This is a genomic window from Mycobacterium sp., assembly GCF_035499775.1.
Taxonomy (GTDB): domain Bacteria; phylum Actinomycetota; class Actinomycetes; order Mycobacteriales; family Mycobacteriaceae; genus Mycobacterium.
The window spans coordinates 1-11,775 of the sequence record NZ_DATJYB010000184.1 but is presented as its reverse complement, the minus strand read 5'-3'; the positions used below and the strand labels follow the sequence as shown (position 1 = coordinate 11,775).

General features: G+C 65.1%; 10 protein-coding genes. 3 read left to right on the top strand and 7 right to left on the bottom strand.

Annotated elements, in window-relative coordinates; genetic code table 11:
- Positions 1-303 precede the first annotated feature (303 nt).
- The 7 genes from VML93_RS12475 to VML93_RS12445 form a co-directional block, all read right to left on the bottom strand.
- A complete protein-coding gene (locus tag VML93_RS12475; protein WP_325610968.1) occupies positions 304-1,566 on the bottom strand; it encodes a hypothetical protein in 1,263 nt (420 codons plus the stop codon).
- A 3-nt stretch (positions 1,567-1,569) separates the two neighbouring features.
- Positions 1,570-2,328 (bottom strand): SDR family NAD(P)-dependent oxidoreductase, encoded by a 759-nt coding sequence (locus tag VML93_RS12470; RefSeq protein ID WP_325610967.1) that lies wholly within the window; start codon positions 2,326-2,328, stop codon positions 1,570-1,572.
- On the bottom strand, positions 2,325-4,655 hold the full coding sequence (locus VML93_RS12465; protein WP_325610965.1) for a CoA transferase: 2,331 nt from the start codon (positions 4,653-4,655) through the stop codon (positions 2,325-2,327). The genes VML93_RS12470 and VML93_RS12465 overlap by 4 nt, the downstream gene beginning before the upstream one ends.
- 19 nt (positions 4,656-4,674) lie before the next feature.
- On the bottom strand, positions 4,675-5,643 hold the full coding sequence (locus VML93_RS12460) for an enoyl-CoA hydratase/isomerase family protein (protein WP_325610963.1): 969 nt from the start codon (positions 5,641-5,643) through the stop codon (positions 4,675-4,677).
- Positions 5,644-5,652: 9 nt separating this feature from the next.
- Entirely contained in the window at positions 5,653-6,489 is an 837-nt protein-coding gene (locus VML93_RS12455; RefSeq protein WP_325610962.1) for a mycofactocin-coupled SDR family oxidoreductase, read from the bottom strand.
- Positions 6,489-7,700 carry a cytochrome P450 gene (locus tag VML93_RS12450; protein ID WP_325610961.1) on the bottom strand — a complete coding sequence of 404 codons (1,212 nt, stop codon included), beginning with the start codon at positions 7,698-7,700 and terminating at the stop codon, positions 6,489-6,491. Before VML93_RS12450 ends, VML93_RS12455 begins: the two co-directional genes overlap by 1 nt.
- A gap of 159 nt (positions 7,701-7,859) precedes the next feature.
- Positions 7,860-8,582 carry a TetR/AcrR family transcriptional regulator gene (locus tag VML93_RS12445; RefSeq protein WP_325610959.1) on the bottom strand — a complete coding sequence of 241 codons (723 nt, stop codon included), beginning with the start codon at positions 8,580-8,582 and terminating at the stop codon, positions 7,860-7,862.
- Between the two features lie 298 nt (positions 8,583-8,880).
- Here VML93_RS12445 and VML93_RS12440 point away from each other — a divergent pair, with 298 nt between their 5' ends.
- From VML93_RS12440 to VML93_RS12430, 3 genes are all read left to right on the top strand, one after another.
- Positions 8,881-10,419: a phospholipase C gene (locus tag VML93_RS12440; RefSeq protein WP_325610958.1), complete on the top strand. Its 1,539-nt coding sequence runs from the start codon at positions 8,881-8,883 to the stop codon at positions 10,417-10,419.
- 46 nt (positions 10,420-10,465) lie between these two features.
- A complete protein-coding gene (locus tag VML93_RS12435; protein ID WP_325610956.1) occupies positions 10,466-11,017 on the top strand; it encodes a SecDF P1 head subdomain-containing protein in 552 nt (183 codons plus the stop codon).
- Positions 11,014-11,775: sugar phosphate isomerase/epimerase family protein (locus VML93_RS12430; RefSeq protein ID WP_325610955.1), on the top strand; the 762-nt coding region annotated here is incomplete at its 3' end. The genes VML93_RS12435 and VML93_RS12430, both read left to right, overlap by 4 nt.

The following is an 11,775-nucleotide window of genomic DNA, read 5'->3' as shown; positions in this document are numbered from 1 at the left end:
AGGCGTTCCAGGCGCTCCATCGCGCGCAGCCGTTCGGGGGTGGTGAGCACGTCGAAGGTCAACTCGCCCAGGCGGTCCGCGTCGGCGTCCAGCGCGTCGAACACCTCGACGATCTGCTCCCGCGTGCTGGCACCCATGCCTCACATTCTAGGAACAGCCACCGACAAGAAACACAAGTGGCGCAAGAGGTTCCGCAGCTACGGCGAGCAGACGCAAAAGCACCCGACACGCCGAAAAAAGGGTGCTTTTGCGTTCCCCCGCAAGCGGGAGGTGCCCCCAGCTCGCGCCCCCAGCCCGCCGCTACTAGGCGACCAGTCCGTCTTCGTCGAGAGCTTCGTCCAGTAGCCCGCCCACCCGATACCGTTCCCACAGGTTCAGCAGATTCGACAGCATTTGCAGTGGCGCACGAACACTTTCGTCGCCGGCGATGCGTGGGTCCTTGCGACTGCCCGGCACCGCGACACCAAACCGCATACAGATCAAGGCCGGTACGTCCAGCAGCCAGGCAACCCCCATCGCCGCCGCATAGAGCAGAGTGTGCCGGACAAGTCGGTCCCGGTCCAGATCCGGGCCCCCGCAACGACGGAATTCTCCGACGAACAAGTCCAGCAATTCGTCGAGATGCCCGTCCCACAGATCGGTTTCGGCGCCCGACATGGCCCCCCAAATGGCCATGCCCATGTTCATCTGGCCGACGCATCCCCAGTCCATCAGGCCGCAGCGCAGTACGGCGTCGGCGTCGCGCCAAAACCAGGCGTTGTCGACGTTGGCGTTCCAATGGCACAGTGCGACATAGTCTGTGTCGGCAGCCAACCCACGCGCGATGAGGCCTTCGTACTGCGTGAACCGAGGTGCGTCGTCGCGAAGGCGGGCCAGAAATTCCGGTGAGCCGACGTTGGCGGGCAGCAGTCCGGGATGGGTTTCGGCGAACTCGGCCAGCTGAGTCAGCCGTCGCTCCAGCTTATCCATGGTCAGCGGTGCCCGCTCGCCCACTGTGGCGGCTTCCACATCCAGCGGAAAGTGCGCGGTCAGGTGGGCCGGCAAGCACCCCGACCGGTGCGTGCCGGCCAGGCGGGCCAGCGCGGTCAGCAGCGCACGATAGTGCTCGACGGGTTCGGGCATCTCGTAATCGAGACACTTGTGGTATTGGCGCTCGATTCCGTTGGCGCCGAATTGGATTCGCTCGGTGATCAATATTCCCGTGCCGGTCGCACGCTGGTAGTCGCCGAACAGCACGGTGGGCACCGTGATGGGAAATTCCGGTGTGCGCGACAACGCGCCGAACCGCACCTCCGGCTCCATCTGCGTCTTCCCGCGATCGCGCGTGGGATTTTCCAGATCGCGGGAGAACTTGACGAACAAATCGTTGTGCAGATCCTGTGCGGGCGTGTCGTATTCAACCGACAAAGCTACTTTGCGCCCAGTGCTGCCACCGGGGACTTCGCGGAACTCCGTGATGTTCTTGACGGCGTTGTCGTGGGCGAGTACGCCTGACGCCCGAAACGCATTCGTGAGAAATCGGGTCCCACCGGAGCGCAACGCGGCAGGATCGGCGGGAATCTGCACGGCTCACCAGGTCTGTTCGGCCGCGCGTACCAGCATGTGGTTGACCGCCACCCTGCGATCCCGGGTCACCATGTAGAGCACCGCGTCGGCGATGTCTTCCGGCCGCAGCTTGACCATGCCGGCGGTCTGCTGCTCAAACGCCTCTTGCGACGCCTCCGACAGATGGCTGAAGATCTCGGTATCAACGGTTCCCGGACCTACCACGCCGACGCGGACGCGCTTGCCGATCAGCTCTTGGCGGATGCCCTCGCTGAACGCGTTGACACCGAATTTGGTGAGCGAATAGACCGCGGTGTTGGGCCGGGCCACCCAACCGGCCGTCGAGCTGATCGTGACCAGGTCGGCCACACCACGGGGTGAGTCAGCGGCGGCCGCGATCAGGTGGGGCAACGCCGCGCGGGTGACGTAGAGGACCCCCTGCACGTTGACGGAAACCATGTCGTCCCAGTCCTGCAGTGGCGCTTCGGCCGCAGGCGCCGACTGCATCAGGCCCGCGTTGTTCACCAGCGTGTCGAGGCGTCCCAATTCCATGACAGTGCGCTCTACGGCCGCTGCTACCTGCTCGGCGTCGGTGACGTCGGCCGGCACGACAAGCGCCGTCCCGCCGGCGGATTCGATCTCGGCCTTCAGCTCCTGCAACCGATCGGCGCGGCGCGCCAACAGCGCCACCGCGGCACCCTGGGCGGCCAGCGCCTTCGCCGTCGCCGCGCCGATGCCGCTGCTCGCGCCGGTCACCAAAGCCGCCGTGTGCGCCAACGTCATGTTCTGGCTCCTGTCCCGGCACCCAGTATTTCGTGCAGCACGTAGTCGGTGTCCTCGCCCAGGTCGGGTGCGCCGCGCTCAATTCGAGCCGGGTTCCGCGCCAGCCGCCACGACGGTCCCAGTACCGGCCGCTGGCCTTCACGGTGATCGGAAACGAAGCAGTACAACTCGCGATCCCAAAGACGTGGATCGCCAATCACATCCAACGCTGTGGCGCTCTTGGTCGCGGCGACACCCGAGGCCCGCAGGCGGTGCGCGAGCTGTTCGGCATCGTGACCCCGGGTAAGCTCCGCCAGGTCTGCGTCCAGCGCCTCGACGCCAGCGCGCCGCTCCGTCACGCTGGGGTACCGCGCGGCCAGCTCAGGCGCGTCCAGCACGGCGCAGAGCCCTTGCCATTCATCGTCGTTGGCGATCGCCAGGCTCACCCAGGAACCGTCCAGGCAGGGGTAGCAGCCGTGTGGGCACAGGTCGGGGTGGTTGTTGCCATTGGGCTCGAGGCGCTGTCCGGTGAGGCTCTGTTGCAACAGACAGTCCCCGATCATCGAGGACAAGGTTTCCACGGCCGAGACGTCGACGAATTGGCCTGCGCCGCTGAGTTCGCGATGCAACAACGCCACGACGGCGGCGTAGGCAGCCGCGGCGCCGACCGTGGAATCGCCGTAGCGCATGCTCGCCCCAAGGGGCGGTCCGCCCGGGTAGCCCACCAGCGACGCGAGCCCGGCCAGCGCGGAAAAGCAGGGCGCGTAACCGGTCTGATGCCCCAGCGGCCCGTCGTTGCCCCACATCTTGATCGACACCGAAATGATGTCCGGCTTGATCGCCCTGAGCTGTTCAAAGCCCAGACCTTGCCGCTCCATCGCGCCCGGCCGCAGGTTGTTGATCACGATGTCGCTGCGCGCGATCAGTTCGCGCAGCCGCAGCATCCCGTCGGGTGACTTGATGTCGAGATCGACGCTGAGGATCTCGGGATTGATGCTCAGGAAGTAGGGAGCGTGGTCGATATCGGTGCCGCCGTAGGCGCGCATCTCCTCTGGGGCAGTTGCCGTCTCAATCTTGATCACCTCGGCGCCCAGCATCGCCAGCAGCTTGCCTGCATACGGGCCGGCCCACACCTTGGTCAGCTCGACGACGCGTACCCCTTCCAGCGGCCCGCCGCGCGAACGGCGCGGCGCCTTGAGCTGTGCCGACCGCTCCGCGGGCGGCGTGCGCGGCGCGTTGAGCACCTGGGCGGTGTGCTGGCCGAGAGCCGGAGCGGCAGAGGTGATTTCCGCCGGCGACGCGCTGAGCGTGTACGGAACGGTGGGATACGCCGCGGTGCCCAGCACCGGGTGGCGTACCTCCCGGAAGAAGCCGCGGTGCCGGTATTGCGGCGACCGATGCAGATCCGCGGCGTCGTTGACCGGAACCAGCGGCACGTTCAGGCGCTGCGCTTGCTCGGAGGCACTCTCTCTGGCCAGGTCCCGCACCCACGCCGCGAACCCCCGCTGAAACGTCGCCACCTTCTCGGGCGTGACAGAGAACTCCAGCCAGTCGTCGTCGAATTCGTCCAGCCACGTCGGATGACCCATCAGCGCCTTGACGCCGACCCAGTGCGCGCGGCTGGTCATGTACAGGTAGACGAATCCGTCCGCGCACGCGAAAAACGAAGCCGGACCCTGTTGGTCGTAGTCGCCCCGGTCGCCCTCGGCCGGGACCTCGCCGGTGATCAACCGGCCCAGGATGCAATCGGCCCGGGAGACCAGCACGGCATGCTGCGAAACGTCGATGAACTCGCCCAGCCCGTCGTGCAGCCGTCCGAACAACGACGACGCCACGCACAACGCCGCCTCCAGCCCCGCCTCGTAGTCGGCGAGAAAGCGGCCGGGCCCCTGCAGCGGCGGCTTGCCCGGGTCGGCATGGCTGGGGGTGTGATACCCCCAGCCGCTGGCGTGGAACACGTTGATGCTCTTGGCGTTATCGAACTCGTTATCGAATTCCAGGGCCGCGCCGCGGCCGAACGGGGTGATGGAGCAGAACACCACATTCGGGTGCCGTTGTGACCGCCCCGTGTCACGGTCTTCGATGACGGCGTCAGCGCTGCCGATCAGCTGGTCCAGGCGCTCGCCGTCCAGCACGACGGACTGCTTGTTGGTGTTGAGGTAGGCGAACAGCGCACTGCCTTCAACACCCTCAGCAAGGATCGGCGCCATCGCACGAGTGGGGCTGCCACCTGAAGGCGCCTCCACCTTGATCACCTCGGCGCCGAAGTCGGCCAGCAGCTTGCCGCAGTACTCCCCCGCGACAGATCCCGCCAGCTCGACGACCCTGATACCCGTCAGCGCCGACATGCGCACCCGCTCAAGGCAATCAGGGCTTCTGGCGTCCGGACCGGCTCAGGCGCCACTCCGGCGGGAAGTTCAAATCGTTGTCCTTCACCACGTTGTTGAGGCCCTTTTCGAAGGTCCCCTCGGTGAGATCGACCTCCTGCGCGTCGTTTTGGATCATCGGCAGCATCCCTTCGACCATGCCGGTCAGCAGACTGCCGAAATACTCGCCCTTGTGCTGCTTGTACAACTCCAGGAAGGTCTTCTGCACCGCCACTGTGTCGGTCGGGCGTGACCTCGAGCAGGCCAGCGCGTACTTCTCGGTCTCCGCTTCCAGCTTGTCGCGGGGCACCACGCTGTTGACGAAACCGCAGTCGTACATCTCTTTCGCGCTGAACGGCCGCCCGGTGAACAGCATTTCGGAGAATTTGCGCAGACCCATCGTCTCCGCCCACCACCACAGCCGCGGCCCCCAGCCCACGTAACGGAAAGCCGGGTGACCGAAAAGGGCGTCGTCGGACGAGATCACCAGGTCGGCGTCGCCGGCCTGATAAAAGTGCCAGCCGTAGCAGTAGCCCTTGGCCTCGATGATGCTGATCTTCCGAAGCTCTTGCAGCGGGCGGTTTCCCGCGCGGGCCTTGGCATAGAAGTCGGTGACCGTGGACAGGTAGCGATACGAGCCGCCCGGCGGGTACTTGACGTCGTCGTCGTTGATCGCGAGCTCGTGCAGCAGCGGCAGGCCGGGGTTCTCCAGCATCGGGCGCTGCTCGGGCAGGTCCCCACCACTACCGAAATCCTGGCCCTCGCCGCGGATCACCACAACCTTGACCTCGTCGTCCACGTTGCACTTGTGGATCAAATCGGCGTAGTTCTGCCGCATCCCCAACGTGGTCGAGTTCTGCGCCTCGGGACGGTCGAACGTGATGTAGGCGATTCTGTTCTTCTTGTCCTTCTCGAACTTGATGTACTGCTCGGCTTCCTTCTTCAACTTTTCGTAGTCGTATTCGGGCATGAGTTTCTCCTATTTGAGTAGAGCGCCGGCGTCGACGGGCAGCGAAACACCGGTGATATAACGAGATTCGTCCGAGGCGAGGAACAGCACCGCGTTGCTGATGTCGACGGCTTCCACCCACGGTATCGGCAGCGTGTGCATCATCTGGGAAAACGGCGCGAAGTCCTCGGGTCCGGGATTCTCCAGGTCCGGCCGAAACAGCCGGAACGTCAAGTCGTTGATGGTCATCGGCGTGTTGACCTGGCTGGGATGCACCGAGTTCACCCGAATCATGTGCTGGCCCAGTTCGACCGCGAAACTGCGCATCAGCCCCAGCACGCCGTGCTTGGCGGCGATGTAGTGGCCGGTGTGGGCCAGCGCCTTGTGCGACCCGACCGAGCCGGTGAGCACGATGGAGCCACCCCCTCCGCCGGCGATCAGATGTGGCACACCGGCTTTCACGGTGTGCCAGACACCCGAGAGGTTGACGTCGATCATGTCCTGCCAGATCTTCTCGGAAATCTTGTGCAGCTTCTTGCCGACGGTGCCGATGCCCGCGTTGGCGACGATGATGTCGAGGCGGCCGAGTTGTTCGACGCCGCTGTCCACTACGGCTTTGAGGGCGTCGTAGTCGCGCACGTCGACTTCCGCGGTGACGATGCGCCGGTCGAGGGCCTTGACCAAATCGGCGGTCTCGGCCAGATCTTCCGGCGTCGACGGCGGGTAGGCCATGTTATCGATCGGCCCGCAGATGTCGATCGCGATGATGTCGGCGCCCTCCTGCGCCAACCGCACCGCGTGACTGCGGCCCTGTCCCCGGGCGGCGCCGGTGATAAAAGCGACCTTCCCCTCTACCCGGCCGGCCATCACGCCACCACCGTCGGCAGGGTTTCCCAGCCCCGCACCGTCGACGTCGGGCTGAGCCGGGAGTTGGCCAGGTCGAGGTCCCACTCGGGGAACCGTTTGAGGATTTCCTCCAAGGCGACCCGTCCTTCCAGTCGTGCCAGGGCCGATCCCAGGCAGAAGTGCGCGCCCACGCTGAAGGTGAGATGCGGCCTTGCGGCGCGGTGGATATCGAACTTGTTCGCGTCCGGACCGAACCGCCGCTCGTCGCGACAGGCCGACCCGAGGAGCATCAGCATCACGCTGCCTTCGGGCACCGTCTGGCCGTACATCGTGACGTCGCGGGTCACATATCGCGCCATGTGGGGTGCGGGCGGCTCGAAGCGCAGCAACTCCTCGATCGCCTGCGGGATGAGCCCGGGATTCTGCACCAGTTCGCGGCGCTGCTCGGGATGCTCACCGAGTACCTTTCCCGCCCAACCGATCAGCCGGGTCGTCGTTTCGTTGCCTGCTCCGGCAACGACGTTGAGGTACACCAGGATCTCGTTCCGGGTGAGCCGCCGTGTCGTGCCGGTTTCGTCGACGAACTCGACGTTGAGCAGCTCGGTCATGATGTCGTCGGACGGATTGTCGGTTCGCCAGTCGATGTAGGCCTCGAACTGCTCGCCGACGGACAGGCCCTTCTTATGGCTCATGGGTTTGCCCGCCTCCGTGCGCAGCTGGGCATTGACGCGGTCACGAACCATTTCCTGATCGTCTTCGGGAATGCCGAGCAGCATGCTGATGACTTTCATCGGCATGACCGCACCGAGATCTTTGACGAAGTCGAATCGTCCCGATCCCACCAACGGATCCAGGAGTTGCGCGCAGAAGTCGCGGATCATCGGCTCGAGCGCCGCGATCTTGCGCGGCGTGAACATCCGCGACAGCAGCTTGCGGTGCACGTCGTGGATCGGCGGATCTTCGAAGATCAGCATGCCCGGCGGGACCTCCAGGTTGGCCTTGATCAGCTCCAGGATCACGCCGCGCGCGGAGCTGTAGGTGCCGTGGTCGATCACAGCCTTGTTGACATCGGCGAACCGGCTCAATGCGAAGAAGTCGTATTCCGCGTTGTAGTAGAGCGGCGCCTCGTCTCGCAGCCGGGCGAACATCGGATACGGGTCGCCGATGAGCTCCACATCGTATGGGTCGAAGTATGGGTCGAAGCGAACATCGCTCTCGGTGCTCGTCGTCACGAAGTCCCTCCTAATCCCTTCCTGCGAGGGCCATTTCCGGACGCCAACTCGCGCGCGTTGGGTTCGGGCCGGCGGCTTACTCTATTTGCGTAGAGAACCATACAGCGGATGCCCTGGCAAGACCCGGAGCGGCGCGGAACCCGACACTTACCCATACCTTCAGCCAGACGCCCGAGCTGCCCGCGATGCCGTCCGGCGGTGGCGCGCGGGGCGCGTTCCGTCGGACTGGGTCAGCCGACCCTTGTCCGGACTCTTGAGAATGCCGGTGGCGATCGCCGCCAGGATCCCATCGAGTTGTTCGGGACTGTCGACAACCCGGTCGCCGTGGGCGACGCGGAGCAGCAGGCCGTTGATGAACGTCAGCGTGACGTTGCTCAGATCCTCGACCACGGCCGATTCCAGCTGCGCGCCGTGCGGCATCAGCTGCACGAGGATCTCCCGATGCAGCTTGGTGAACCCGTCCGTGGCCTGCTGCATGATCGCGGCCAGTGCCGGGTCGCGACTGGCCTGCATCGTCAGCTCGTAGCGTGCCTTCGTTCGGGACAACTGCGGTTCGCTGCCGGATTGGATCACCACCTGGGACAACCGGGACGGCGAGGGATTGTCGCCCCGGCCGTCGGCGCTGTCGACGACCGATTGCAAGCTCGCCAGATCCAACTCGGCCAGCCGCTCGGCAACGGCACGCAACAGCGCCGAGCGGGTACGGAAATAGAACGAGGTGGTGCCGTCGGGCACAGCGGCCTTGCGGTCGACCTTCAAGTGGCTCAACCCCTTGGCCCCGTCGTCAGCCAACAACTGGATCGCCGCATCGCATAGGTCGCGGCGGCGCTCCGCGGGGTTGGGCTTACGTCGCTGCGGTGCCGCAGGAGTGCGTTGGGCCATGAGCGGGAGCTTTCGTGGCGTCGGGCGGTTATCTGGACCAGAAGACTACTCTATATTTGTAGTGTTGCAAAAGCCGCCCCGCCACGGAAACTGGGCCAGGCCGGCTCAGCTGATCCGTTGATGGCCACCGAGCCTAATTGTCAACGCTTTTCGCGCCGCTTGAGATTCACTCGCTGAGAAACAACGCCTTTTCGGCTACCGATAGCCGAAAATCCGCGCGCGACACGCCGCTTCGCACGTCATTGCCGATAGCCACGGTCATCTACCTTGAGCTGAGTGGTGCGATAGGAGGCCGGCGGTGAGCGAAAGCCAAACCGACGGCATTTCGCGCCGGGAATTCTTGGCGAGAGCAACCGCGGGCGGCGCGTTGCTGTCGTTGGCGGGTCCGGTGATTGAAAAAGCCTACGGAGCCGGTCCCTGTTCCGGCCATTTGACCGACATCGAACACTTTGTGTTATTCATGCAGGAGAACCGGTCATTCGACCACTATTTCGGAACGCTTTCCGGCACCGACGGATTCGGCACTCCTTCGCCGTTGTTCAAGCAACTGGGCTGGAATCCGATGACACAGGCGGTCGATCCCGCCGGCATGACGATGCCCTACCGTTTCGACACCACCCGCGGCCCCGCGCTGGACGGCGAGTGCGTCAACGACCCGGACCACACCTGGATCGCGATGCACAACGCATTCAACGGCGGCGCCAACGACAGGTGGCTGCCGGCGCAGGCCGCGACCCGTACGGCCGCCCACACGCCCACCGTGATGGGTTATTACACGCGCAAGGACATCCCGATCCACTACATGCTGGCCGATGCGTTCACGATCTGCGATCAGTACCACTGCTCGGTGCTGGGCCCGACGCTGCCCAACCGGCTGTACTGGCTCAGCGCGACCCTGGATCCGGACGGCCTGGCAGGCGGGCCGGAGCTGGTGAGCCCCGCTGTCGACCCGACCCAGAAGTTCAGCTGGCGCATCATGCCGCAAAACCTCAGCGACGCCGGCGTCAGCTGGAAGGTTTATCGCAACAAAACCCTCGGACCATTCGGCTCGGCGCTGAGCTTCGGCACGTTTGTGGAGTATTTCAAGCAGACGGCGGATCCGCGGTCGGATCTGGGACGCAACGCCATAGCCCCGACCTACCCCGCGAACTTTGCCGCCGACGTCAAAGCCAATGGGCTGCCGCAGGTTTCGTGGGTGGTTCCCAACGTACTCGAATCCGAACATCCGGCATTCCTGCCGGCGGCCGGCGCTGCCGCGATCGTGAACATATTGAAGATTTTGCTGTCCAATCCGGCCGTCTGGGAAAAGACCGCGCTGATTATCAGCTATGACGAAAACGGCGGCTTCTTCGATCACGTAATACCGCCCTTCCCGCCTCCGGGGACTCCCGGCGAATACCTCACCGTGCCCGACATCAACTCGGTGGAGGGGTCCGGGGGCATACGTGGGCCCATCGGTCTGGGCGTTCGTGTCCCCTGCATCGTCATTTCCCCGTACAGTCGCGGCGGCCTGATGGCCGGTGACCGCTTCGACCACACGTCACAGCTGCGGTTGCTCGAAACGCGTTTCGGGGTGCCGGTTCCCAACCTGACCCCGTGGCGGCGCAGCGTCACCGGCGACATGACGTCGACCTTCAACTTCGCCGCACCGCCGAACCCGTCGCCACCCAACTTGGACCACCCCGCGCTGGGAACGCTGTCGAAAGTGCCGCAATGCGTGCCGAACGTGGCGTTGGGGACACTTCAGTACGGCATTCCCTATCGGGTGCCCTACCCGCAGACCATGCCCGTCCAGGAGACGACGCCCACCCGCGGGATTCCGAGTGGCCTCTGCTAGCGCACGCGAAAGTGCTTGTCGTGCCGGGGATATAGCGGCATGGGCGGTGGTTATCGGGGCGGTGCTCTGCGGCTGCCACTCGTCGCACCACCCGGCCGCACCCGCCACCCCGATCACCAAGACGACCAGCACGGTGCCGCCGACGACTCAGTCGGCAGCGCCCGTGGCGAGGATTCGGCCGTTGCCGGTTCGGCCGGTGCAGAGGTCGAAGATGACCACGCCGGACAAGTGCCCGGCCGTAAACCCGAACGCCCCGGTCGCAGCGACCGACGTCCTGGTTACCTGTGACCTTGCCCGGACCACGCTCTACACGCTGGGGCCAGAGACAATGCGGCTTGTGCTGACACATGTGGACCCGCCCAAGCCGCTGACGGCGGACTACTTCGAAGTGCATCTGACAATGGACACGCCGTCGGCGGCCGCGTGGGCCTCGTTCACCGCCGGGCACCTGCATGCCCACATCGCTTTCGTCCGCGACGATCTCGTTCTGGAAGCGCCGACCATCCAAGAGCCGGTCAATTCCGGACAGATCGCGCTGACCACCCAAACGGCGCCGGCTGCCGACGAGTTGGCCCGGCTGGCAGGTCGCCCCGAATGAACCGGCTCGCCATCGGCTTTCTGAGCGTATTCGCGCTGCCGCCAGTCGAGTTCGTCCAACTTGCGGCCGATCTCGGATGCCGTCACATCTCGACGGTGGTGCAGGGAGTACCGCTGGTGCCGCTGGGCTATCCGCCCTACTCGCTGAGGGACGACCCCGCATTGCGCAAGGATCTGCTCGCCGCGCTGGACCGGCACGGCGTGACGATCACTCTCGGCGACGGGTTCCTGGTGCTGCCCGGCGCCGAGATGGGCACGTACTCAGCGGATCTCGACGCTTTGGCGCAGCTGGGCGTGCCCCGGATCAACGCGGTCAGCCTCGATCCCGACCTCGGCCGCAGTTTCGACCAGTTCGCCACTCTGACAGAGCTTGCCGCCCAACGGAATATCGAGACCGTCGTCGAACCGGTACCGGGCCTGACGGTCGGCGACCTTCCCACGGCGCTGGCCGCTCTGGCACACGTCGCGAGACCCGACTTCAGGCTGTTGATCGACACCATGCACCTGGTGCGATCCGGGTCCACCGCCGCCGACGTCGCGGCACTGGATCCCAAGCAGATCGGCTACGCCCAACTCAACGACACGACGCTACAGCCGCGCCTCGATAACTACATGGAGGAAGCCATGTATGAACGCATGGTTCCCGGCGAAGGCGAGCTGCCGCTGCACGACTTGCTGCGCGCGCTGCCCACCGGCATCGTGCTCGAACTCGAAATCCCGCAACGGTCACTGGCATTGGCCGGGGTCAGCCACATCGAT